Genomic DNA, 23617 nt, shown 5'->3' with positions numbered 1-23617 from the left:
CGCCGGCGGCCGGTCCGGGGACCGGCCGCCGGCGGCGGTGTGCGTCCGAGCGTCGTCAGATGCGGTCGTCGTCGACGATGCGCACCGCGTCCTCCTCCGCCGAGAGCCCGTGCGTCGAGCCCTCCTGCGAGTAGACGTCCTGCTCGCGGGGGCGGTCGGGGTCGGGTTCGTCGTAGAGCAGGCCCGCGCGCGGGTCCTCCTCGCCGTTCTCGTCCTCGTCCAGTGGCCGCTGGTCGGCCTCCGGGTCGTCCCAGACGGCGGCTCCGCGCGGCTCGGCGAGCTCCGCCGGGTCCGGCTCCGGCACCTCGTCGGAGAGCCGCTCGTCGAGCGTCTCGCCCTCGCGGACCTCGTTCGGCGTCGTCTCGCGGAACTCGGCGAACGTCGGCTTGTCGCCCGGCACCGGCATCTGCTGCGGGTCGGACGCCCGCTGCTGCTGAGGGGTGCCGTCCTGCAGGTCGGGGATGCCCTCGTCCTCGGGATCCACCGCAGGGTCGTGTGGCGTGGTCACGGCACCGGCTCCTTCCATCGTCTGTCCGTCCCCCGGTCTTCCCCCACGCCGCTCGGGTGCCCGCGCGAGCGGTGGTCATGCGGTGGGACGAGGCCGGGCAGCCCGCCGAGCAGCGGCGACGAGGAGCCGCGGCCGGGGAGAGCCCGAGGCCGCCGGGCCACCGGGCCACTCGACCGCCCGGTCACCGGGCCACCCGGGAACCGGGTTCCGGGTTCCGGCGCGGAGTCCCGGAAACAAGCCCGGCGAAGGCACTCCGCCCCGCACCGGCCCGGGAACGCCGGGTGCCGGCCGCGGAACCGGGCCCGTCCCCAGGACGTACGCGCCCGGGACGGCGACCGGCGGCGGGCCGGGTCCGGAAGGGCCGCCGAGCCGTCCGGCGCGGCGACCGTGAACGGCGGCACCGCGACCGGCCGGGAACCTCCGTCCCGGCCGCCGCCGGTGCCGCCGTCCGGTACCCGGTCCGGGCCCCGGACGGGACACGGACCGGGGCGGACCGGGCCTCAGGTGAAGCGCTCGCCGCGACCGCCGCGTTCGCGCGCTCCGGGCCCCTCGGCGGTGCCCTTCCCCCGGCCGCTGTCGTAGTCGATCTGCTCCTTGCGGACCTTGGTGCTGACCTCTTCCTCCTCGGTCACCCGCTCGGCCTCCAGCCGCACCCGCTCGACGGGCACGGTCTCCTTGCGGACGACGGGGCGCTCCTCGTGGAGGGTGATCTCCACCTGCTTCTCCTCGATCGGGGAGGCGGAGGCACGGGTGCGCTCCTCGGGGCTGACGGGCTCCCGGGTGACCCGGACCTCCTCGTGGCTGACCGGGACGCTGGTGTGCACGTCCTCGGTGACCACGTGCTTGCGGAGCCGGGCGCGTCCGCTCTCGTGCTGCTCGGTGTCGATGTGCGCGCGCTCCTCGGAGCGCGTCATCTCCGGCGTGCCGCGGACCCGGGCGGTCTCGCGCTCGCGGGCGGCGGGCGCCGGGGCCCCGGCCGGGGCGGGTGCGCCCGCGGTGCGCCCGGGCCCGGTGGTCCTCGGGCTGCCCGCGGTGTCCTCGGGGCGGCGCCCGGGACGGCCGCCGGCCACGCTCATGTCGTAGTGCCGGTAGAGGTTCTCCTCCTCGGCGGGATCCAGGTGGCCGCCGGCGTCGATGCGCGGCGCCTCCTTGATGTCCTCCTTGCCGTACGGGACCTGCAGCCGGTCCGCGGAGATCTGCGCTCCGCCCAGCGGCACGAAGGTCTCCTTGGTCCCGAACATGCCGGTGCGCACCGTGACCCACTCCGGTTCACCGGAGGCGTCGTCCAGGTACACCTGCTGGACGGAACCGACCTTCTGGCCGTCCTTGTCGTACAGGGAGCGGCCGGCCAGTTCCTGCGGGCCTGTGCTCTGCGGTGCAGTCATCGCTGCGTACTCCTTCCGTGTGCATACGGGACGAGCAGGCGTGCTCTCTCTCCATTGCGCCTCGCCCGGCACACCCCTGCGACCGCTGCGAACGGCTGTTCCCGCACCTCGTCCCCGCACCGGCATGCCCGTGGGCGGATATGGATCCGGGTTTTCCGGTGGCATTGGGCCATACGGGTGAAGTACCGCCCGGAAACGGTCTGCGGGCACCTCGCGCCGCGCGCCGCCGGCATCCGCCCCCGCCGTCCCTCAGCGCACCTGGCCCTTCACCGCCGTCAGCAGGGCCAGCGGAGCGGCGGCCGCCCAGGCCTGCGGCCGGCAGGAGTGCGGGTACGGCACCGGGGCCGGCTGGTCGCCCCGGTCGTAGCCCGCCATGACCTCCGGCAGCCGCCAGCCGTGGGCGGCCGCGGCGTCCACCAGACCCCGGGTCACCTGGAGCACCTGCTCGGTCAGCCCGTACTGCGCGAGCCCCAGGACGGCCAGCGCGTTGTCGTGCGGCCGCACCGCGCCCTTGTGGTACGAGAGCGGGTGGTAGGCGGGCTGGTCCGCCGCCAGCGTCCGGATGCCCCAGCCGCTGAAGAAGTCCGGCTCCAGCAGACGCCGCCCGACCGCCTTGCCGTGCTCCCGGTCCAGGATCCCGGACCACAGCAGATGCCCCGCCTCCGAGCCGAGCGCCTCGGCCCGCCGGCCCGCCGAGTCCACGGCCTGCGCCGGGAACCCCGGCCCGTCCATCCAGAACTCCTGGTGGAACCGCTCGCGCAGCGCGGCCGCCGCCGCGTCGAGGCGGTCGGCGAAGCGGGGGTCCTCCCAGACGGTGCGCGCCAGGGCGGCCGTGCGGACCAGCGCGTCGTAGGCGTACCCCTGCACCTCCGCCACCGCCACCGGGCCCTTCGTCCGCACCTCCCGGCCGAAGCAGAGCGCGCCGGGGGTGTCCTTCCAGCTCCGGCCGGCCGCGGCCGTGCCCTCCACCCCGCCGGGCGCGGCACAGGCGAGCCAGCCGTGTCCGGACAGGCCGCCGTCGCGGAACATCCAGTCGACCGCGGACCGCGCCTGCTTCTCCAGCGCCACCGCGAGGCCGGTGTCCGAGGTGCGCTCGGTGTAGGCGTGCAGCAGGACGAGGAAGAGCGGGGTGGAGTCGACGGCCCCGTAGTAGCGCCCGTACGGCACCTGCCGGAAGCAGGACAGCTCGCCGTGGCGCAGCTCGTGCACGATCCGGCCGGGCTGCTCCTGGCGCTCGGGGTCGTGGGCCTGGCCCTGCGCGGCGGCGAGCGCGGGGAGCGTCGCGGCGGCGAGCCCGGGCCGGTACGGCAGGGCGAAGAGCGAGGTCAGCAGGGCGTCCCGGCCGACCAGGGCCAGGTACCAGGGGATGCCCGCGGCGGGCACCCGCAGCGGCTCGCCGTCCGGGCCGGTGGCGGGGGCGCGCAGCCCGGCCAGATCGGCCAGCCCCTGCTCGCAGGCGCGGGCCAGCCCGGTCCAGCCGATGACGTCGCGGGGCCGCGGATAGGCGCCGGCGAAGGACTCGTTGTCGGCGGCGACCCGCGCCAGGGCGTCGCCCGGCGGCCGGATGTGCGGGGGAGAGGAGGGAGCCGTGCCGGAGGGCAGCGCGCAGGCCTGGACGAGGATCTCGGCCGCTCCGTGCGGCGGGAGCTCCATCCGCCACTCCAGGATCCGGGCGGTGCCCTCGCCGGGCCGGGCCACCGCCTCCGGCGAGGGCACCGCGCGGACGACGGTCCGGGAGTGCCAGGAGGGCTCACCGGAGGGCGCCACCCGCTCGTAGCCGAACTCAACGCCGTCGGGGCGCTCCAGCGCGGAGCGGACCGCGCCCGGCTTCTCGTAGACCCGGTTCTCGAAGCGGAGCTCGAACTGGTCGGCGAAGTCGGCGTCAACGGTGAGCGCGATCCGCGCGACGGTGCGGGCGGGGCGGTTGCTCGTCACCCGCAGCAGCTCCAGCAACGACCGGTCCGCGACGGCCTGTTCGCGGAAGACCGTGTACGCGGGCGGTTCCGCGCGGCTGCCCGGCGGAGTGAGGACGGCGGCCAGCGGCCGGTCGGGCCCGGCCTGCCCGGCGGGGACGAGCACCTCCGGGGCGGCGCCCTCCAGGGCGAGCCGCCAGCGGCTGAGGTGGCGCGCGTCCCGCGCGAACAGCCCGTCGGGTGAGGCGCCGCGCGCCTCCGTGATGTCGCCGGAGTCGTTCACCGCGGCGAACGTGCCGTCGTGTACGAGGAGATGGTGTCCGGTCATCGGGGGAACTGCCCTTCGTCGGGCTCCCTGCGGAGCGGGTTCCAGGAGGCCGGGGGCGCGGACCCCGCCGCGGTGCGGATCGGCCGGGGGCTCGCGGGAAATCGGTATCACAGGCGGCGTCCGGCACCCGGTGGCGCGCGAGCCGCGCCGCGCGAGTTCGCCGTACCGGTCCAGCCCCCGCCGGGGACGGGTACGGGGGCCGGGCCGGGAGCCGCCGAACCGGGGTGCGGCGCGCGGGGATACGCCACCGGGAACGGGGCACGCGGGGAGAGGGCCGCCCGCGTGCCCCCCCCGGCTGATCCGAACCGGTGGCGCGCGCGTCACGGCCCCCGCGGGTCGGGGGCGTCCGCGCGCACCGGCGCCCCGCGTCTCCTACGGTTCGTGGGGGAGCGGACCCGCAGCAAGCACACCCCGACGGGCAGAGGAGCGCCGCCGATGAGTACCGAGCAGAGGCCGACCCACGTCAGCGTCCAGCTCACCGACTGTGCCCGGGACGACGCACAGGCGGTGTTCGCCGCCCTCGGACGGGCCTTCCCGCTCGTCGTCGAACCGGCCGGCCACGGCCCCGGCGCCGCGGACGGCCGCCCCACGGTGTGGTCGACGACCGTGGACGTCGCGCGGTCGGGCGGCCATGTGGACGGCGGCCCGCTGGAGGGCGCCGTCATCGCGGACCTCTCCGGTGGCTACCAGGCGGTCGGAAAGGTGCGCGAGGCGCTGGAGGAGTGCTTCCACGCGGAGGACAAGGGCAGCGCCTCCGGCGACCAGGAGATGGAGATCCGGCTGCGCATCACCCCGCGCGACTGAACGGGCGCGGCCCCGTCCGGCCCCGGGACCGCCGGGAATCCGGTGCGGGTGGGGTAACAGACCACTACTGATTCGTGGTTAAACTATTTCAAGCGCCGCTGACCGAACAGGGATACGGTTCCGCTCGCCGTGAGGCGACCGCGGACGACGGCGCTCCCCCTGCGGTCCCGGCCAGGTCCCCCCGTCCTGGCCGGGACCTTCCCGTTTCCCGGCCCGGGCCCGCTGCCCCCTCGCACCCGCGCCGGCAGCCCTCCGCGGAACGGACCGGCACCCGGGTGGCGCCATACCGGCCGGGAGGGTGCACCATCGGCGGATGGAGACTGAACGACAGCAGGAGGGCGGTGACCCGGCGTGCTGGCTCGACCGGGTCTGCGACGAGTGCGGCCGGATGAAGGAAGGACCGGACCCCACCGTCTGCGAGAACTGCGGCACCTCCGACCGGGCCCGCACCGGTGTGCCGACGCCCCTCGCGGACACGCCCGGCGGCGACGGCCGTGAGGACGGCGCGGACGACCAGGACGGCGAAGGCAGCCGGGACGGTGACGGCACGAATCCCGGCGAGCCCGGCGACAGCGACGGCGGCACCGCCGACCGCGACCGCGACGAGGAGGGCCGCGCGCGCAACGCCCGCCCGCGCGACGGACTCGGCAGGCCCCTGCCTTACGGCGCACCGGGCGTCGAACGCCAGCCGGAAGGGATCCCCCGCACCCCCGGCCAGACCCTGGAGGAGGCGCAGCGGCTCCTCGACGAGGGCAAACCCTTCCACGCCCACGAGGTGCTGGAGGACGCCTGGAAGGCGGCGGGGGAGGAGCCGGAACGGGGGCTGTGGCGCGCCATGGCCCAGCTCGCGGTCGGCATGACCCACGCGGCCCGCGGCAATGCCAGGGGAGCGGTCGCGCTGCTGGAGCGGGCGGCGGACGGCATGGAGCCCTACGCCGCCACGCCGCCGTACGGTATCGACGCGGCCGGGCTCACCGCGTGGGCCCGCCGCGCCGCCGCCCGGCTCGCCGCGGACGGAACGCCACCGGCCGCCGCCGCACCCCCGCGTCTCCGCCCGCCCGGCGCGACGGGCGGGAGCGCCGGGGAGACGCGGCAGGGCGGGCAGGCGCGGCAGACCGGCGGGACGGAGCAGGCCACCGGGGACGCCGGCACCCCCGGCTGAGCCCCGCCGTCTCCGCCTCCGCGCACACGGACGGGCCGCGGCGCCAATGCCGCGGCCCGCCCGTACGCACCGGTCCGTCCCCGCGGGTCGCCCGCCCGCGGGGAGCCGGTCTCAGCCGAGCTCCGCCAGGATCTTCTCCAGGAACGGCACCGTGCTGCTGGGCTGGTCCGCCTCCGCGCACAGCCGGTCCATGACGGCCAGGTAGTTGTCCAGGTCCTCCTGCTTGTCCAGGTACAGCGCGCTGGTCAGCTGCTCCAGGTACACGATGTCCGGCAGGTCCGGCTCCAGGAACCGCAGGATGGTGATGGGGCCGCCCGCGGCGGAGACGCCGCCGATGCTGAACGGGGCCACCTGCAGCACGATGTTGGGCCGCTGCGACATCTCGATGAGGTGCTCGATCTGCTCCCGCATCACGGCGTTGCCGCCGAGCGGCCTGCGCAGCGCCGCCTCGTCGAGCACCGCCCACAGCCGGGGCGCGCCCGGCCGGTGCAGCAGCTCCTGACGGGTCATCCGCAGCCGTACGCGGCGCTCGATCTCCGAGGCGGCGGCCCGCGGGTGCCCCAGGTAGGTGACGGCGCGGGCGTACCCTTCCGTCTGCAGCAGGCCCGGCACGAACTGGTTCTCGTACGTGCGGATGACGGAGGCGGCCTCTTCCAGGCCGAGGTGGGTCTCGAACCAGCCGGGAAGGATGTCGCTGTACTGGTGCCACCAGCCGGGCTCGGTGGCCCGGCGCGCGAGGGCGAGGAAGTCCTGCCGCTCGTTCTCGTCCGTGACGTTGTAGAGCGTCAGCAGGTCCGCCACGTCGCGCTCTTTGCACCCGACCCGCCCCAGCTCCAGCCGGCTGATCTTGGCGTGGGAGCCCCGGATCGCCTCGGCGGCGGCCTTGACGGAGACACCGCGCGCCTCGCGCAGCTTGCGGAGTTGTGTGCCGAGGACGATCCGCAGGACGGTCGGTCCACCCTGCGGATGCTCGAGAAAGCGCCTTATCGATGGTTCAAGGCCCGGCCGAGCGGCGGTCATGCTGGCTCCCCTGAGTGAATGGGCGAGTGCCCAGTGTTCCACCACTGGGGCCGTCTCGTACAGCAACAGAGAGTCACCGCGCGGCGGGTGGTCACTTCTCGCCGACCATGGCGTCGAACTCGCCGTCCTTGGCGCCGAGGAGGAAGACGGCGATCTCGTCGAGCGTGTAGACGAGGGCGGGCCCCTCCGGATCGCGCGAGTTGCGCAGGGCGATGCTGCCCCCCGGAAGCCTGGCCAGCTCCACGCAGTTGCCGCTGGGGTTGCTGTAGCGGCTCTTCTGCCACGCCGCCCCGACCAGCCGCGCCGCCGACACACCGTTCTCGTAACTCTGTTGCACCATTCGCCTCTTCTCTTGATTTTCCGGGCACGGGCGTGACCTACCGTCACCCCGTACTGAAGTCCTCAACGAATGCAATTGCAAGTGTTCTTGCAGATGTACTTGCAGTGATCGAGCGACTCCCGCGATAGTGAGACCGGACACGGCCGCGCCGCTTGCCGGGAAGGCGGGCGGGGGACGCCGGCGGTGCGGCCGTGTCCGAGCACGCCCCTAGCAGGCCGTCGCCGGCGCGCGGGAGACCGACCGGCGGAGCACAGAGGAGTGGTGAGCGTCAGCAGCAACCGCAAGCCCGCTTCGAGCTGCGCCATCGGCGAGCTCGCCCTGGACGCCAGGCAGGGGCGGGTAGGAGTCGTCATGGACACCCAGGGCGGCCGCATGTATCTGCGCCGCCCCGAGGGCGGTCGCGAGTGGGAGGCGGCACCCCAGGACGTCCGGCCCGCCACCCCCCGCGAGGCGGCCGAGGGCGCGGCCCACAGCGCCTACCCGCAGCAGAGAGGTTCTGTATGAGCGCGGAGACCATCCACCGCCACGCCGACTGGGTGCTGCGCAGAGAGCCGGCCCCCGAGGCGCCGCCCGCCGTCTACGAGGTCGAGTGCACCAGCTGCACCCACTCCTCCGGTGCCGCCGACGAGGCCGGCGCCGTCTACGAGTGGGCGGCCCGGCACGCCGCCCTGGGGCCCGGGCACACCGGCTTCCGGGAGATCGTCCACCGCTTCTGGCGGGCCTTCCCCACCTCCTGACCCGCGCCGGGCTCCGGGACACCGCACCGCACGGGCCCCGGCGGACCGTTACGACCGGTTCTCCCCGGGTACGCGGGTGGCAGCCCGCCCACCACGTGCCAGGAGGCGAACGATGCACGACCGACAGCCCGATGCCGCTTCCCCGGACTCCGTGGAGCACCGGCAGCGCGCGGACGCGGAGCGGCGCGAGGAGCAGCACATCCGCCCCGAGGCCACCCCGGAACAGGACGGCGCCGCGGCCCCCGGAGACCTGCCGATCGGCAAGGCCGACACCCCCAACGTGGCCGGCAGCGACGAACAGCAGCCCGAGATCGCCGAGGGGCCGGTGCCGGGCGTGCAGCCCGGCGAGAAGGAGCACGCCGCCTGGCGGCCGCCCGTGGCGGAGGACCCGCCACCCCGGGGCGCCGCGCCGGCCTCCGGCGACTACGAGGCGGTCCGCCGGCAGAAGAAGGAGGGCGGCCCGTAACCGCCCGTCGCGAGAACACGCCCGACCAAGGGGCCCGGCCGTCGTCACCGCACGGCCGGGCCCCGGGCATGACGCGTTCCCCCAGGCGTGACGCGTTCCCCCGAGCGGACGCACTTCACCGCCGCGCCCGCCGGGTTGCCGCCGCCCGGCGCCTCCTCCGGGTCAGGATCGTCCGGTCCGTCACGGCCGTCCGCCCGGACGTCCGCCCAGAACCGGGCATCAGGAGGCGTCATGAAGATTCTGCTGGTCGCGAGCGCGTTCAACAGCCTGGCACAGAGGCTGTACACCGAGCTCGGGGAACACGGCCACACGGTGGAACGGCTGACACCCGACGGTGACGAAGCCGTACGCCGCGCCGTGCGCCACTGCGCCCCCCAGCTCCTCATCGCGCCGGACCCCGCGCCGCCGCTCCCGGAGGACGTCCGCACCGCCCACCCCTGCCTGCTCGTGCGCACCGCGCCGCCGGGCGACCTCGGGCCGTCCCCGCTGGACTGGGCGCTGCGGGAAGGCGCGGACCGGTGGGGCGTCACCGTGCTGCGGGCGGCGAAGGAACCGGAGGAGGGCGACATCTGGGCCTCCGTCTCCTGCGAGGTCCCGCCGGCCGGCAAGGGCGACTTCCTGCGCGGTGAGATCGCCGACGCGGCCGCCGAGGCGGTGCTGCTCGCCGTAGCCAGATTCGCCTCGGGGACGTACCGCCCGGTACCGCAGGCGTCCCTCGAGACCCGGGTCGTTCGCCGGCCCCCCTTCACGCAGGAACTCCGCCGAATCGACTGGGAACGGGACTCCACCGCCACCGTGCTCGCCAAACTGCGCGGCGCGGACTCCCGCCCCGGGGTCCTGGACGAACTGCTGGGCGGTGAGTGGTTCCTGCACGGCGGCCACCCCGAGGACCGGCTCGCCGGCCGCCCCGGCCATCTGCTCGCCACTCGCGCCGGCGCCATCTGCCGGGCCACCACCGACGGGGCCGTCTGGATCCCCGAACTCCGCCCCAAGCGGCGGCCCGGCGCCCCGGCGGCCGTCCGGCGCCCCGCCACCCTGGCGCTCGGCGGCCTCCTCCCCGACCTCCCCGAGGTGCACGCCCCGCTGCGGCTCCCCGCCCAGCGCCGCACCTGGACCGACATCCAGTACGCGGAGCGCGGCCCGGTCGGCCACCTGCGGTTCTCCTTCCCGGGCGGCGCGATGAGCACCTCGCACTGCCGGCGGCTCCTCGCCGCCTTCCGCTTCGCCCGCAACCGGCCGACCTCGGTCATCGTCCTCGGCGGAGCCCGGGACTTCTTCTCCACCGGCCTGCACCTGCACGTCATCGAGGGCGCCGACGACCCGGCGAAGGAGTCCTGGGCCAACCTCACCGCGCTCAACGACCTGGTGGAGGCCGTGCTCACCACCACCGACCGGCTGGTGGTGGCCGCGCTCGGCGGCAACGCCGCGGCGGGCGGCGCGATGCTGGCCCTGGCGGCCGACGAGGTGTGGTGCCGCTCCGGCTCCGTCCTCAACCCGCACTACGGGCGCACGGGGCTGTACGGCTCCGCGTTCTGGACGTACACCCTGCCCCGGCGGGCCGGCGCCGACCGCGCCGCCGCCCTCATGGCCGAAGGGCTGCCGGTCGGCGCGGCCGAGGCCCGGCGGACCGGGCTCGCCGACCGCGTCCTGGACTGTGCGCCGAGGGAGTTCGGCGGCGAAGTGGTCCGGATGGCCGCCGAGTTGGCCGGCGACCCCGGCCTCGCCGTGCGGATCGCCGACAAGAAGCCGGCCCGGGAACGCGACGAGGAGATCCGTCCGCTGCGCGCCCACCGGGAGGAGGAGCAGGAGCGGATGCGCCGGGCCTTCTTCTCCGACGGCGACCCGTACCACGCGCGCCGCGCCGCGTTCGTCCGCCCCGGGCCCGCCGCGCTCACCCCGGCCGGGCGCACCGAGATCCCCTCACCGCCGGTGAAAGACATGACATGCGCGTAATGCTCGTCCACCCGAGCGCCCTGATGTACTCGGAACTCTTCCTGCGGCTGGAGCCGCTCGGGCTGGAACGGGTCGCCGCCGCGATCCGCGGGGCGGGGCACGAGGTGCGCGTCGTCGACCTCCAGGTGCTCTCCCGTGACCTGCTCGACCGCGAACTGGTCTCCTACGCCCCGGAAGTCCTCGGCATCGGGCTGAACTACCTCGCCAACATCCCCGAGGCCATCGAGATCGCGCGGATGACCAAGACGGTGCTGCCGCACTGCTTCGTCTTCTTCGGCGGGCACAGCGTCTCGTTCATCGCGGACCACGTGCTGGCACAGGCGGACGGCGCGGTCGACGCCGTCGTGCGCGGGGAGGGCGAGCCGGCCATGGCCCCGCTCATGGCGGCCGTCCGGGACGGCGGCCTGACGAGCGTGCCGGGCCTCGTCTCCACCGCGGGACGCGGCCCGGCGCCGCTGCTCCTCGACAGCCTCGACGAGCCGCGCCCGGCCCGCGATCTGATGCGGAGACGGAACCGGTACTTCATCGGCGAGCTCGACCCCTGCGCCTCCATCGAGTTCACCCGCGGCTGCCCCTGGGACTGCTCCTTCTGCTCCGCCTGGACCTTCTACGGACGCAGCTACCGCAAGGCGTCCCCGGAGGGCGCCGCCGAGGAGATGGCCTCCATCCGGGAGCCGAACGTCTTCATCGTCGACGACGTCGCCTTCATCCGCCCCGAGCACGGCGACGGCATCGCGGCCGAACTCGAACGCCGCCGCATCCGCAAGCGCTACTACCTGGAGACCCGCAGCGACGTCCTGCTGCGCAACGAGGAGGTGTTCGCGCGCTGGCGGCGGCTGGGGCTGAAGTACATGTTCCTCGGCATGGAGGCGATCGACGCCGAAGGGCTGGACCTCTACCGCAAGCGCGTCAGCCCCGACGACAACTTCCGCGCCCTGGAGCGGGCCCGGAAACTCGGCATCACCGTGGCCATCAACCTCATCGTGGACCCGGCCTGGGACGAGCAACGCTTCCGAGTGGTACGGGAGTTCGCTCTCTCCGTGCCGGAGATCGTGCACCTCACGGTGATGACCCCGTACCCCGGCACCGAGGTCTGGCACACCGAGGCCAGGCAGCTCACCACCCGCGACTACCGGCTCTTCGACATCCAGCACGCCGTCGTCCCCACCACCCTGCCGCTGGACGCCTTCTACCGCGAACTCGTCCGCACCCAGGCCGTCATCAACCGCAAGCACCTCGGCCTGCGCACGGCCGTGGGAGCGCTGGGCGTCCTCGGCCGCAACCTCGCCCGCGGCCAGACCAACTTCGCCCGCATGCTGTGGAAGTTCGGCCAGGTCTACAACGCCGACCGCCAACTCGCCGATCACGCCCGCCCGGTCCGCTACCACCTGCCGCTGCCGGAACGCCGCACCACGCCCGGGCGGCGCGAACTCTACGTCCACACGCGGCCGGTCAGGACCCGCACGGCGGAGGACGCCACCCCCGCGGAGCGGGACGGCACGGCGCCGGCCGAGCCGGACGGCAGCGCCCCCGCCGGCTGAACGGGACGCGGCCTCCGGCCTCCCGGTGCTGCCCGCGCGGACGTTAGGCCCCGGCGGGCCAGGGGTACGCGGTCCGGACCCGGCACCGGCCGGGGACGCGAAACGACGCGAGCCAACAGCGGGACGACAGCCAGAAGGAGAGAGCCGGAATGGGACACGGCGGAAACGTCATCGACGAACTGGCCACCGACCACCGAGAGGTCGAGGAGATGTTCGGCCGGATCGAGGCGCTGCCCCCGGGAGATCCCCGGCGCAAGGAGCTCGCCGAGGAGGCCGTCATCGAACTGGTCCGGCACTCCGTCGCCGAGGAGATGCACCTCTACCCGGCGGTGCGCCAGTACCTGCCGGACGGCGACTCCATCGCCGACAAGGAGATCGAGGACCACACCTCCGCCGAGCGGACCATGAAGCAGCTGGAGCGCCTGGAGGCGGACGACCCCGATTTCGACCGCCTCATCACCACCCTGATGCGGGAGATCCGCCTGCACATAGAGGACGAGGAGACCACCCTCTTCCCCCGGCTGCGCGCGGCCGTGGACGCGGAAGAACTCGACCGGCTCGGCGAGAAGGTCCGCCAGGCCAAGCAGACCGCACCCACCCGGCCGCACCCGGCCTCCCCGTCCAAGCCCCCCGCCAACAAGCTGCTCGCCCCGGGGACCGGTCTCGTCGACCGCGCCCGGGACGCCCTCACCGGACGCGGCAAGAGCGGCTGACCCCCCCCGCCGGGCCGTCAGACAACCCATGGAGAACCGATGAGCCAGGTCGCCGACTACGTACTCAACCGCCTGACCGAATGGGGCGTCCAGCGGGTCTACGGCTATCCCGGCGACGGGATCAACGGCCTGCTCGGCGCCTTCGACCGAGCCGCCGGGAAACCGGAGTTCATCCAGGCCCGGCACGAGGAGATGGCCGCGTTCATGGCCGTCGGCCACGCCAAGTTCACCGGCGAGCCCGGCTGCTGCGTGGCGACCTCCGGGCCGGGAGCCGTCCACCTGCTGAACGGTCTGTACGACGCCAAGCTCGATCACCAGCCGGTGGTCGCGATCGTCGGCCAGCAGAAGACCCTCTGCCTCGGCTCGCACTACCAGCAGGAGATCGCCCTCGAACAGGTCTTCGCGGACGTCTCCGAGTTCTGCCAGATGGTGGTCCACCCCGGGCAGGCCCGGCACGTCATCGACCGTGCCTTCAAGACCGCCCTCACCACCCGCGGCGTCGCCACGGTCATCATTCCGGAGGACATCCAGGAGGCCGACGCCCAGCCCTCGCCGCCCAAGGCGCACGGCTCGGTCTTCTCCAGCGTCGGCTGGAGCCCGTCCAGGATGCTGCCCGACGAGGACGAGCTCCGCCGCGCCGCGGCCGTCCTCAACGAGGGCGAGAAGGTGGCGATGCTCATCGGGCAGGGCGCGGCCGGCGCCGAGGGGGAGGTGATCGAGACCGCCGAACTCCTCGGCGCGGGGGTCGCCAAGGCCCTGCTGGGACGGGACGTCCTCCCCGACGACCTGCCCTGGGTCACCGGCCCCATCGGCCTGCTGGGCAGCAAGGCCAGCGACGAGATGATGCGGAACTGCGACACCCTGCTGATGGTCGGCAGCAGCTTCCCCTACGCGGAATGGCTGCCCGACGAGGGACAGGCCCGCGGGGTGGAGATCGACATCGACGGACGCATGATCGGCATCCGTTACCCGATGGAGGCCCACCTCGTCGGCGACGCCAAGGAGACCCTCCGGGCCCTCATCCCGCTGCTCAAGCGGAAGGAGGACCGCGGCTGGCGGGCGGAGATCGAGGGACACGTCCGGGAGTGGAACCGGATCTGCGACAAGCGGGCCGGGCAGCACTTCGACCACACCATCAACCCGCAGGCCGTGGCGAGTGAACTCTCCTCCCGGCTCCCGGACGGCGCCATCGTCACCGCCGACTCCGGCTCGGGCACCAACTGGTGGGCCCGCCACCTGAAACTGCGCGAGGGCATGCGCGCCTCCCTCTCCGGAACCCTCGCCACCATGGGGCCCGGGGTGCCCTACGCGATCGCCGCCCGGTTCGCCCACCCGGACCGCCCCGTGATCGCCTTCGTCGGGGACGGCGCGTTCCAGATGAACGGCATGAACGAGATGATCACGGTCAAGCGCTATCTGGACCGGCTCGCGGGCGGCCCGCCGTTCGTCTTCTGCGTCTTCAACAACCAGGACCTCAACCAGGTCACCTGGGAGCAGCGGGCCCTGGGCGGCGACCCCAAGTTCCCCGGCTCGCAGACCATTCCGGACGTGCCCTACGCGGCCTACGCCGAACTCCTCGGCCTGCGCGGCATCCGCTGCGAGTCGCCGAAGAAGATCGGCAGCGCGTGGGACGAGGCGCTGTCCGCGGGCGGCCCCGTCGTCCTGGAGTTCAAGGTCGATGCGGAGATCGCGCCGATCCCGCCGCACATCATGCTCGAACAGGGCAAGAAGGCGGCGGAGGCGGCCGTCCACGACCCCGAGCGGACCGGCATCGTCAAGCGCGGCGTCCGGCAGAAGCTCACCGAGTACGCGGAGCGGCTGCCGGGTCGGGACGGCGGATGACGGACGGCACATGACGGAGACCGGCGCCCCCGGGCGCCGCCGGATTGTGCCCTGCCCGCCTCCTGGTCCGAGACGATCGAGGAGGCGGGCGCGAGGTGTCCGCTGAAGGCCGAGTTGACCCGGACGCCGGCCGGATCCGGCTTCCGCCCGACCCGGCCGGCGGTGTTCTCCACGGCTTCGGTGTCGGCCACATGCAGCCGTCGGCGGCCAGCCGGCGGACCGTGGCCGGGCGACCCTGCGTGTGCGGTGTCAGCGGGCCCGGTCGCGGTGGAACCAGCGGCTCAGGGCCACCCGCAGCCGGCTGCGGCGGGTGGGGAGGCCGCCGTCCTCGGAGGGCGGCAACCGCAGTGGCACGGGCGTGCGCTGACGGTTCATCAAGAGGGTGTAGCGCTTCTCCCGGGAGAGGGGTTCCTCGTCCTCGGTGAGACCCCCCTCCACGCTCTGCCGCACCTCACCGGTCTCCCGGCCCTTCTCCAGCAGGTGCGTCTCGTGGTCCTGCAGTCCCAGGCAGAGCCGCTTGGTCAGGACGAAGACGAGTACCGGAAGCAGCACGAGGGAGAAGCGGAGGATCCACGTGAGCCGGTTGAGGGAGATCTCCAGGGTCAGGGAGATGACGTCGTTGCCGCCGGCCACCAGCAGGACGGCGTAGAAGGTGATCCCGGCGGCGCCGAGACCGGTGCGCGTGGGCCGGTCGCGGGGCCGGTCGCAGAGATGGTGCTCGGCGGAGTCGCCGGTCACCCACTTCTCCAGGAACGGATAGAGATACAGGACGAGGAAGAGCAGCCCGGGGAGAATGGCGGTGGGCACCAGGACGTTCCACATGAAGGTGTGGCCCCACAGCGTCGTCTCGAACGGCGGCATCAGCCGCAGGGCGCCCTCCAGGAAGCCGACGTACCAGTCCGGCTGCGAGGCCGTGCTCACCTGGTCGGGCCGGTACGGGCCGTAGTTCCACACCGGGTTGACCTGGGCCACGCCGCCCAGGACCGCCAGGATGCCGAAGACCGCCAGCGCGAGCCCGGTGGAGGTGGTGGCGAACTGGGGGAAGGACGGCTTGCCGACGACATTCCGGTTCGTTCTCCCCGGCCCGCCCCACTGGGTGTGCTTGAGATACACCACCAGGATGAGATGGACGACGACCAGGGCGATGAGCACGGCGGGGATGAAGAGGACGTGCCCGATGTAGAGCCTGGGGATGATCTCCGTCCCGGGGTATTCGCCGCCGAAGAGGAAGAAGCTGAGGTACGTGCCGGCCACCGGGATCGACAGCAGCAGGCTCTGCACCACCCGCAGCCCGGTGCCGGACAGGAGGTCGTCGGGGAGCGAGTAGCCGGCGAAGCCCTCGGCGACCGACAGCAGGAACAGGGTCACGCCGATGACCCAGTTGACCTCCCGGGGCTTGCGGAAGGCACCGGTGAAGAAGACGCGCAGCATGTGCAGGCCGATGGCCGCCACGAAGACCAGCGCCGCCCAGTGGTGCATCTGCCGGATCAGCAGCCCGCCGCGGATGTCGAAGCTGATGTCCAGGGTGGAGGCGTAGGCCCCGGACATCAGGGTGCCCTGAAGAGGCTCGTAGGACCCGGTGTAACGGACCTCCGTCATCTCCGGATCGAAGAAGAGGGTCAGATACGACCCGGTCAGCACCAGCACCACCAGGCTGTAGAGCGCGAGTTCGCCGAGGAAGTAGGACCAGTGCTCGGGGAACGCCTTGCGCAGCAGCGATCCCCCCTCCGCGACGGGCAGGCGGCTGTCGAGCGCGGTGAATCCGCTCTCGGCGGCGGCCCCGGCCCCGGCCTTGAGCCCGGCCCTCTTCCGCGGAAAGAGCATCGGCTTCCTCTCCTCTCCTCTGCGGTTCTCCGCCGTGGCGGTGCCTGTTCAGCGGTCGTTGTGCTGGAAGACGAATCCCACGATGCCCGGGATCAGGACCCCGACGCCCACCAGGAAGAGCCACAGGCCGTAGACCACCCCGACGCCCAGCAGGGCCGCGCCGGCGGCGGTGAGCACCGGGTAGTAGCTGCGCGGGGAGAAGAACGCGAGGGGACCGGCGGACTCGTGGACCGCCGCGTGCCGGCGGTCCTGGGGCCGTGTACCGCACCGCCGGAACTGGATCCAGAGGAAGAGCGCGACGAGCGAGGACATCACGAAGGAGACCAGCAGGACCGCCGTGCCGGCCGGCTCGACGGATCCCCAGACGACGTAGAGAGCGGTGACGACGGCGAAGAAGCCGGCCACACCGGTGAAGACCAGGGCCTCCGTCTTCATCCCCGGCCTCCCTTCTCCGGCCGCTCCGCCGGGTGTCCGGCGGACGCGGTGGGCGGACGGTGGCCCGCCCCCGACGTCCGCGGATGGTGCAGGTCAAAGGCGGGGGACTCGGACCGGATCCGGGGCAGGGCAGGGAAGTTGTGCCGGGGCGGCGGGCAGCTCGTCGCCCACTCCAGGGAGCGGCCCCAGCCCCAGGGGTCGTCCGTGGTGACCTTCTCGCCGTACTGGGTGGTCTTCCAGACGTTGTAGAGGAACGGCAGCGTGGAGAGGCCCAGCAGAAAGGAGCTGAGCGAGGAGACCGTGTTGAGAGCGGTGAAGCCGTCCGCCGCGAGGTAGTCGGCGTAGCGGCGGGGCATGCCCTGCTGCCCCAGCCAGTGGTGGACGAGGAAGGTGCCGTGGAACCCCGTGAAGAGGGTCCAGAAATGGATCTTTCCCAGCCGTTCGTCGAGCATCCGGCCCGTCATCTTCGGCCACCAGAAGTAGAAGCCGGCGAAGGTGGCGAAGACGATGGTGCCGAAGAGGACGTAGTGCAGATGGGCGACGATGAAGTAGGTGTCGGTGAGGTGGAAGTCCAGCGGCGGTGAGGCGATGAGCACTCCGGTGAGGCCGCCCAGGAGGAAGCTCACCAGGAAGCCGATCGACCACAGCATGGGGGTCTCGAAGGACAGCGAGCCCTTCCACATGGTGCCGATCCAGTTGAAGAACTTCACGCCCGTCGGCACGGCGATGAGGAAGGACATCAACGAGAAGAACGGCAGCAACACCCCGCCGGTGGCGAACATGTGATGGGCCCACACGGTCGCGGAGAGGCCGGTGATGGCCATGGTGGCGCCGATGAGCCCGAGGTAGCCGAAGACCGGCTTCCGGCTGAAGACCGGGATGATCTCGGTGATCACCCCGAAGAAGGGCAGCGCCACGATATAGACCTCGGGATGGCCGAAGAACCAGAAGAGGTGCTGCCACAGCAGCGCCCCGCCGTTGGCCGGGTCGAAGATGTGCGCCCCGAACATGCGGTCCGCGGCCAGTGCGAAGAGCGCGGCGGTCAGCACGGGGAAGGCCAGCAGCACCAGGATCGAGGTGAACAGCACGTTCCAGGTGAAGAGCGGCATCCGGAACAGTGTCATGCCCGGCGCACGGAGCGTGATGATCGTGGTGATGAAGTTGACGGCGCCCAGGATGGTGCTGAGACCGGCCACGATCAGCCCCATGACCCACAGGTCCCCGCCCGCTCCCGGGGAGTACTCGGCCCGGCTCAGCGGGGTGTAGGAGAACCAGCCGAAGGGCGCCGCGCCCTCGGAGGTGAGGAACCCGGCGACCACGGTCAGCCCGCCGAAGAGGAAGACCCAGTAGGTGAAGGCGTTGAGCCGGGGGAAGGCCACGTCCGGGGCGCCGATCTGGAGCGGCATGACGGCATTGGCGAAACCGGCGAAGGTCGGCGTCGCGAAGAGCAGCATCATGATCGTGCCGTGGATGGTGAACAGCTGGTTGTACTGAAAGGGCGTCATCAGCTGCATACCGGGCCGCATCAGCTCCGCCCGCATCAGCATCGCCATCAGGCCCGCGGCCAGGAAGAAGCCGAACGAGGTGACCAGGTACAGGTTCCCGATCACCTTGTGGTCAGTGGTGGTGAGCCAGCCGAGCACTCTCCGGCCCGTGCTCACCCGCCGCCCCGCGTCCACCCGTTTCCCTCCCTGTCCTCGACCGGCAGCCCCGGTGCCCGGTGCCCGGAACGGAGTCATCTATTCCCTGACGGGCCGGGGGAACACGGGATGACCGTCCACGCCCCCCAATAGGGCCGGTACGTCCACTCCCGGCGGACACATCCGTCCCACGCCGCCGATGAGTGGGCCCGTACGGCGGGGCCCGCCCCCGCATCCCGGCTGTTTCACGGCGCGCCGCCGGGTACCCGGTCCGCGTGTCACCTTCCCTATCGGCGCGAGGAGGCTTTCGCATGGTGCGCAAGAAGGTCGAGGGCGACGAGGAACAGCGGCGGGCCGCCGGGCGCGCGGCACACCGGGCGGGGGAGTCCCCCAGTGCCCGGGGCGCGACGACCGGGGCCTCCAAGCAGCGGACCCACCTCACGGACCGGTCCACCCGCACGCACGAGGAGAGGCTGGCCACCCCGCACAAGGGCAAGCAGCGGTGGCAGGGCGAACAGGCCCGGGCCGCCGGCGCGCCGTCCGGGCCGGAGAAGACCGAGTCCGCCTTCGCGGGCCGGGGCCGTCCGGCGTACACCGACGACCACGAGGTACTCTTCCGCGCCCTGGTGGAGGCGGAGGAGGCCCACGGGGGCGGGGCCGCGCTCGACGAGATCGCGCGGATCGCCCGGATATCCCACGAGAAGGCCCGGGTCCTGATGCACGACCTGGTCACCACCCACCGTCTCGCCCGCCAGGTTCCGGACACCGGCAGGACCGACCTGGGCCCGCTGTACGAGGTCAGGCCCGGCGGCTGAACCGCCGGCACCCCGGGGACCCCACGGGCCCGGGGCGGCACGGCCGGAGAACCGCCGCCCGTACACCGCTGTGCCGCCGTGGCGCGCCTGTGTACGAGCGGCGGTCGGCGTACGGCCGTGTACGGGCGCGGCTTGCCGCGCGGAGGGCGGCCCTCCGGCGGACGACCGGTGCGCTGGAGCCGCAGCACGGCCTCGACGGCGCCCCGGGGTGCCGGGCCTCCCCGAGGCACCCCGGCCGCCGGGGCGGGACCTTCCCGGGGCCCGCCCGTCGGGCGTGGTCAGGCCGCCTCGGCCAGCCCGTCGTGGAGACGCTCCAGGAGCGGGGCCCGGTGCAGAAGGGCGACCGGTTCCAGCAGGTCCGGATGGCGCAGCAGCGGGGCGGCCCGCCGGTCGCCGTCGTCGGGCTCGGTCAGCCGCCGGAAGTGGTACGGGAACCCGGACGGGTGCTCCCCCTCCGCCACGGCGGCCACCGCCGCCCCGGCCAGGGCCGGGTCGGTCAGCAGACACGCGGCCCAGCTCGCGAGCACCTCGTCGACCCAGGTGCGCCAGGCGTGGTCCTCCGGATCCGGCTCCGCGGCGTCCGCCCCGGTGAGCCGGTCCAGGCGGCCGGAGCCGCCGGGGCCCGTGAGGACGAGCAGTCCGGCGTCGAGTTCGGTCGGATAGCGCAGCATGGCGGCCACCGAGACGGCCTGGCGGGCCTGGACCTCGGCGTACGCGGCGTTGAGGGCGCCGCCCGCCGCGGGATAGGAGCGGGTGAGCCACCGGGTGGTGGCCGCTATGACGGAGGAGAGGCCGGCGGGCATGGGGCATCCGCGCTTTCGGTCCGCGGGGCAGGGCGCCGGGGGCGCGCCGGGCGGCCCCGCCGTGACGGGCGGTGGCCCGGACGCCGCCGGGCTCTCAGGGTAGCCGCCGCCCCGGCCGGAGGGACATGACCGTCGTCACCCCCGTCCCGTACGGGGCCGGGGCTCGGGCGGCCCCGCGCGGGGCGCATACCGGCATGCGGCGCGGGTACCCCGCGCACGGGTGGCGCAGGGCCACCGTCCCGGCGGCCCGGAACCCCGGAACAGCAGGAGGTGGGCCGATGGTCTTCGACACCGTACTCATCGACGCCGGCGAAGCGGATCTCCGAGGTGATCTCGTCTCGCCCGAGCCGACCCACGGCGTCGTGGCGTTCGCGCACGGCAGCGGCAGCTCGCGGCACAGTCCGCGCAACCAGGAGGTGGCGCGGGTCCTCCAGGACGCGGGCCTGACCACGCTCCTCTTCGACCTCCTCACCGAGGAGGAGGGGCGGCTGGACGCGGTGACCGCCGAACTCCGCTTCGACATCCCGCTGCTGGGCCGGCGGCTCGTGGCCGCAGTCGACTGGCTCGGGCGGCACCCGGCCACGGCGGGGCTCCCCGTCGGCCTCTTCGGCGCCAGCACCGGCGCCGCCGCGGCACTGATCGCCGCGGCGGAACGGCCGGAGCGGGTGCGGGCCGTGGTCTCGCGCGGCGGACGCCCCGATCTCGCGGGCCCCGCGCTGCCCCGGGTCCAGGCGCCCGTTCTGCTGATCGTCGGCGGTGAGGACCACGAGGTGCTGCGCATGAACCGGGACGCCGCCGAGCGGCTCGGCGGGTCCGCCACCGTGCACGTCGTCCCGGGCGCCACCCACCTCTTCGAGGAACCGGGGACGCTGGAACAGGCCGCCGCGGCCGCGCAGGGCTGGTTCGTCCGCACGGTCGCCGGGAAGCGGACCACGACGGCGGGGGCCGGTCCGTGACGGCCGCCGTTCTCCTCCCCGTTCCGCGCCCCGCCGCCCGGGCCGTCCGGGTTGTCCCGGCCGGGTCCGGAGCGGGGAGGAGACGCGATCTCACGGGCCGCCGGCCCGGGCGAACCCCGGCCGGCGCCGGAGAACCGGAAGGAAGACGAGCATGAACTACCACGACCGCAGGTCGGCCGGGCGCGAACTGGCCGGAGAGCTCAAGGAGCGCGGGCGCGCGGGCCGGCTGGAGAAGCCGGTGGTCCTCGCCCTGCCGCGCGGCGGACTGCCCGTCGCCGACGAGGTCGCCCGGGAGCTCCACGCACCCCTGGACATCGTCGTCGTCCGCAAGATCGGCGCCCCGTTCAACCCCGAGTTCGCCGTCGGGGCCGTCGCGGGCGAGGACGAGCCCTGGTACGACGAGCAGACGCTGCAGATGCTCGACCTCACCCCCGAGCGGCTCGCGTCCCGCGTCGAGGAGGAGCGCGCGGAGATGAGGCGCCGGGAGCACCTCTACCGCGAGGGCCGCCCGCCGGCGGACCTGGCCGGCCGCACGGCGGTCGTCGTGGACGACGGGCTCGCCACCGGCAGCACCGCGCGGGTCGCGCTCCGCGCCGTACGCCGCCGGAAGCCGGCCCGGCTGGTGCTCGCCGTACCGGTCGGCTCGCCGCAGGCGGTCGCCGCGCTGAGCCGCGAGGCCGACGACATCGTGTGCATGTGGCAACCGCCGTACTTCCAGGCCGTCGGGCAGTTCTACGACGACTTCGCGCAGACCCGTGACGACGAGGTCGTGGCCATCCTGCGCGAGTCCATGACCACCCGCTGACGAGCGGCCCCGAACCCGGCCGGAGCCGCCCCCGGCCGGCAGCGGATCCGCTCCGCACCGGTCCGCGGCCCGGCCGGCGCCCGCCCGGCGGGCCCGCGCGACGGTACGACCCCGGCGCCGGCTCCGCCGCCGTCAGGGCGGGAGTGCCGCCCGCGCCGGGTCCGTCACGGCCGGGTCCGCTCGCGCCGGATCCACCCACGCACGGGGCCCCGGCCCGGCAGCCCGTGCCCTGGCCGTGGCCGGCCGGCGGTGCGGTGGTCACCCCGTGCCGAGCACTCCCGGCCCCAGGTCCGCGAGGCGGGCGTGGCCGGAGAGGGCCAGCGAGAGGTCGAGTTCCGCCAGCAGGCAGCGCAGCACGTGCCGGACGCCCTCCTCGCCGCCGAGCGCCAGCCCGTACACATACGGCCGGCCGACCAGGACGGCCCGGGCGCCGAGCGCGAGCGCCTTGAGGATGTCGGCGCCGCCGCGCACACCGCTGTCGAAGAGCACGGCCAGCTCGTCGCCGACCGCCCCGGCGACCGCCGGAAGCACGTCGAGGGACCCAGTGGCCCCGTCCACTTGGCGGCCCCCGTGGTTGGAGACCACCACCCCGTCCATGCCCGCGTCCCGGGCGCGGCGCGCGTCGTCCGGGTGCTGCACGCCCTTGAGCACGATCGGCCCGTCCCAGTGCTCGCGCAGGAACGCCAGGTCCTCCCAGGTCTTGGTGGGGTCGGCGAACATCCCCGCCCAGTGCGCCACCGCCGCGAGCGGGTCCTCCTCCGGCGGCTTGGCCAGCCCGGCCAGGAACGCCGGATCGCTGAGGTAGTTGGCGATCCCGACGCGCTGGAGGAACGGCAGATAGGCCCGGTCCAGGTCGCGCGGGCGCCAGCCCAGCAGCCAGGTGTCCAGGGTCAGGACGAGCGTGCTGTAGCCGGCGGCGCGGGCCCGCCGCAGCAGGCTGAGCGTCACCTCGCGGTCCTTCGGCCAGTACAGCTGGAACCAGCGCGGCCCGTCCCCGGACGCCTCCGCGACCTCCTCCAGCGAGGCGGAGGACGCGGTGCTCAGCACCAGGGGGAGCCCCAGCCCGGCCGCGGCCCGGGCCACCGCCGGCTCGGCGTCCGGATGCGCGATCGACAGCACCCCGACCGGCGCCAGCAGCACGGGCGCCGGCAGCTCCGTTCCCAGCAGCGAACAGGACAGATCGCGCGTGCCGACGTCGCGCAGCATGCGCGGCACGATCGTCCGCCGCTCGAACGCGGCCCGGTTCGCGCGCACGGTCGCCTCGCCGCCCGCGCCCCCGGCCACGTAGCCGTACGCCTCCGCGGTCATCCGCTCGCGGGCCGCCGCCTCCACTTCCGCCGCGCCGGTGGGGAAGCGGGGCGGCTCACCCGTCAGCAGCCCGTGCAGATAGATCTCGTCCTGGTACGCGGCGAAGGCGGCCTGCGCGTGCGCGAGGTCCCGCGGGCGGTCCTGGCTCATGTCCGGGAGTCCCTTCCCTGTGCTCGGGTGTGGCGGCCGGTGCGCCGGCCGCTGTTCGGCCGGGTGTTCGGCTGGGGGGACACCGTACCGACCGGACGGTGCCTCTGCGGAAGACCCCTGCGGCCCCCGCCATTCCCACGCCGGACCAGGGCTGATAGAACGGTCCGCA

Annotated in this window: 21 protein-coding genes and 1 pseudogene; 12 read left to right on the top strand and 10 right to left on the bottom strand. The window is 73.9% G+C overall.

Annotation, left to right across the window (positions count from 1 at the left end; genetic code table 11):
• Window positions 1–55 precede the first annotated feature (55 nt).
• From IF83_RS0108425 to IF83_RS0108415, 3 genes are all read right to left on the bottom strand, one after another.
• Entirely contained in the window at window positions 56–508 is a 453-nt protein-coding gene (locus IF83_RS0108425) for a DUF5709 domain-containing protein (RefSeq protein WP_030543447.1), read from the bottom strand.
• Window positions 509–1008: 500 nt separating this feature from the next.
• Complete coding sequence (locus IF83_RS0108420; RefSeq protein WP_030543446.1) at window positions 1009–1893, bottom strand: DUF2382 domain-containing protein; 885 nt, start codon at window positions 1891–1893, stop codon at window positions 1009–1011.
• A gap of 249 nt (window positions 1894–2142) precedes the next feature.
• Window positions 2143–4134 carry an amylo-alpha-1,6-glucosidase gene (locus IF83_RS0108415; protein ID WP_030543445.1) on the bottom strand — a complete coding sequence of 664 codons (1992 nt, stop codon included), beginning with the start codon at window positions 4132–4134 and terminating at the stop codon, window positions 2143–2145.
• Window positions 4135–4569: 435 nt separating this feature from the next.
• On the opposite strand from IF83_RS0108415, the gene IF83_RS0108410 reads away from it, so the two are divergent.
• Both IF83_RS0108410 and IF83_RS34620 read left to right on the top strand, forming a co-directional pair.
• Entirely contained in the window at window positions 4570–4938 is a 369-nt protein-coding gene (locus tag IF83_RS0108410) for a hypothetical protein (protein WP_030543444.1), read from the top strand.
• Window positions 4939–5392: 454 nt separating this feature from the next.
• Window positions 5393–5992, top strand: a pseudogene (locus IF83_RS34620) (DUF309 domain-containing protein); the annotation flags it as partial.
• 219 nt (window positions 5993–6211) lie between these two features.
• On the opposite strand, the gene IF83_RS0108400 reads toward IF83_RS34620, so the two are convergent.
• Together IF83_RS0108400 and IF83_RS0108395 are read right to left on the bottom strand one after the other, a co-directional pair.
• On the bottom strand, window positions 6212–7120 hold the full coding sequence (locus IF83_RS0108400) for a helix-turn-helix domain-containing protein (protein WP_030543442.1): 909 nt from the start codon (window positions 7118–7120) through the stop codon (window positions 6212–6214).
• Window positions 7121–7211: 91 nt separating this feature from the next.
• The gene (locus IF83_RS0108395) at window positions 7212–7460 is read right to left on the bottom strand and encodes a DUF397 domain-containing protein (protein WP_030543441.1); all 249 of its coding nucleotides are present in this window, start codon (window positions 7458–7460) and stop codon (window positions 7212–7214) included.
• A 261-nt stretch (window positions 7461–7721) separates the two neighbouring features.
• Here IF83_RS0108395 and IF83_RS0108390 point away from each other — a divergent pair, with 261 nt between their 5' ends.
• The 7 genes from IF83_RS0108390 to IF83_RS0108360 all read left to right on the top strand — a co-directional run bounded on the left by IF83_RS0108390 (window position 7722) and on the right by IF83_RS0108360 (window position 14712).
• On the top strand, window positions 7722–7964 hold the full coding sequence (locus IF83_RS0108390; protein WP_158711015.1) for a hypothetical protein: 243 nt from the start codon (window positions 7722–7724) through the stop codon (window positions 7962–7964).
• Window positions 7961–8197 (top strand): DUF7848 domain-containing protein, encoded by a 237-nt coding sequence (locus IF83_RS0108385; protein ID WP_030543439.1) that lies wholly within the window; start codon window positions 7961–7963, stop codon window positions 8195–8197. The genes IF83_RS0108390 and IF83_RS0108385 overlap by 4 nt, the downstream gene beginning before the upstream one ends.
• 112 nt (window positions 8198–8309) lie before the next feature.
• Complete coding sequence (locus IF83_RS0108380) at window positions 8310–8663, top strand: hypothetical protein (RefSeq protein WP_030543438.1); 354 nt, start codon at window positions 8310–8312, stop codon at window positions 8661–8663.
• A 231-nt stretch (window positions 8664–8894) separates the two neighbouring features.
• Window positions 8895–10616 (top strand): enoyl-CoA hydratase-related protein, encoded by a 1722-nt coding sequence (locus IF83_RS0108375; protein WP_030543437.1) that lies wholly within the window; start codon window positions 8895–8897, stop codon window positions 10614–10616.
• Window positions 10607–12157 (top strand): hopanoid C-3 methylase HpnR, encoded by a 1551-nt coding sequence (hpnR, locus tag IF83_RS0108370; RefSeq protein ID WP_078843289.1) that lies wholly within the window; start codon window positions 10607–10609, stop codon window positions 12155–12157. The genes IF83_RS0108375 and hpnR overlap by 10 nt, the downstream gene beginning before the upstream one ends.
• A 149-nt stretch (window positions 12158–12306) precedes the next feature.
• Window positions 12307–12870: a hemerythrin domain-containing protein gene (locus tag IF83_RS0108365; RefSeq protein WP_030543435.1), complete on the top strand. Its 564-nt coding sequence runs from the start codon at window positions 12307–12309 to the stop codon at window positions 12868–12870.
• 39 nt (window positions 12871–12909) lie between these two features.
• Window positions 12910–14712 carry a thiamine pyrophosphate-requiring protein gene (locus IF83_RS0108360; RefSeq protein WP_030543434.1) on the top strand — a complete coding sequence of 601 codons (1803 nt, stop codon included), beginning with the start codon at window positions 12910–12912 and terminating at the stop codon, window positions 14710–14712.
• Window positions 14713–14961: 249 nt separating this feature from the next.
• Here IF83_RS0108360 and qcrB read toward each other — a convergent pair whose 3' ends face one another.
• From qcrB to ctaD, 3 genes are read right to left on the bottom strand one after another with little or no spacing between them, the layout of a single operon-like run.
• Window positions 14962–16536 (bottom strand): cytochrome bc1 complex cytochrome b subunit, encoded by a 1575-nt coding sequence (gene qcrB, locus IF83_RS0108355; RefSeq protein WP_051722577.1) that lies wholly within the window; start codon window positions 16534–16536, stop codon window positions 14962–14964.
• A gap of 48 nt (window positions 16537–16584) precedes the next feature.
• Window positions 16585–16971, bottom strand: a complete 387-nt coding sequence (ctaF, locus tag IF83_RS0108350) for an aa3-type cytochrome oxidase subunit IV (RefSeq protein WP_030543432.1) — start codon at window positions 16969–16971, stop codon at window positions 16585–16587.
• On the bottom strand, window positions 16968–18710 hold the full coding sequence (gene ctaD, locus IF83_RS0108345; protein ID WP_078843288.1) for an aa3-type cytochrome oxidase subunit I: 1743 nt from the start codon (window positions 18708–18710) through the stop codon (window positions 16968–16970). The genes ctaF and ctaD overlap by 4 nt, the downstream gene beginning before the upstream one ends.
• Window positions 18711–18922: 212 nt before the next feature.
• On the opposite strand from ctaD, the gene IF83_RS33005 reads away from it, so the two are divergent.
• Window positions 18923–19426 carry a hypothetical protein gene (locus IF83_RS33005; protein ID WP_030543430.1) on the top strand — a complete coding sequence of 168 codons (504 nt, stop codon included), beginning with the start codon at window positions 18923–18925 and terminating at the stop codon, window positions 19424–19426.
• A 278-nt stretch (window positions 19427–19704) separates the two neighbouring features.
• Here IF83_RS33005 and IF83_RS0108335 read toward each other — a convergent pair whose 3' ends face one another.
• The gene (locus tag IF83_RS0108335; RefSeq protein WP_030543429.1) at window positions 19705–20229 is read right to left on the bottom strand and encodes a hypothetical protein; all 525 of its coding nucleotides are present in this window, start codon (window positions 20227–20229) and stop codon (window positions 19705–19707) included.
• A gap of 278 nt (window positions 20230–20507) precedes the next feature.
• Here IF83_RS0108335 and IF83_RS0108330 point away from each other — a divergent pair, with 278 nt between their 5' ends.
• Complete coding sequence (locus IF83_RS0108330; RefSeq protein WP_030543428.1) at window positions 20508–21185, top strand: dienelactone hydrolase family protein; 678 nt, start codon at window positions 20508–20510, stop codon at window positions 21183–21185.
• 151 nt (window positions 21186–21336) lie between these two features.
• A complete protein-coding gene (locus IF83_RS0108325) occupies window positions 21337–21990 on the top strand; it encodes a phosphoribosyltransferase (RefSeq protein ID WP_030543427.1) in 654 nt (217 codons plus the stop codon).
• 258 nt (window positions 21991–22248) lie between these two features.
• Here IF83_RS0108325 and IF83_RS0108320 read toward each other — a convergent pair whose 3' ends face one another.
• Window positions 22249–23448 carry an alpha-hydroxy-acid oxidizing protein gene (locus tag IF83_RS0108320; RefSeq protein WP_051722575.1) on the bottom strand — a complete coding sequence of 400 codons (1200 nt, stop codon included), beginning with the start codon at window positions 23446–23448 and terminating at the stop codon, window positions 22249–22251.
• Window positions 23449–23617: the final 169 nt, after the last annotated feature.

It is taken from the genome of Streptomyces albus subsp. albus (assembly GCF_000719865.1).
Lineage (GTDB): Bacteria > Actinomycetota > Actinomycetes > Streptomycetales > Streptomycetaceae > Streptomyces > Streptomyces albus_E.
This window is presented reverse-complemented; position numbering and strand designations above follow the sequence as displayed.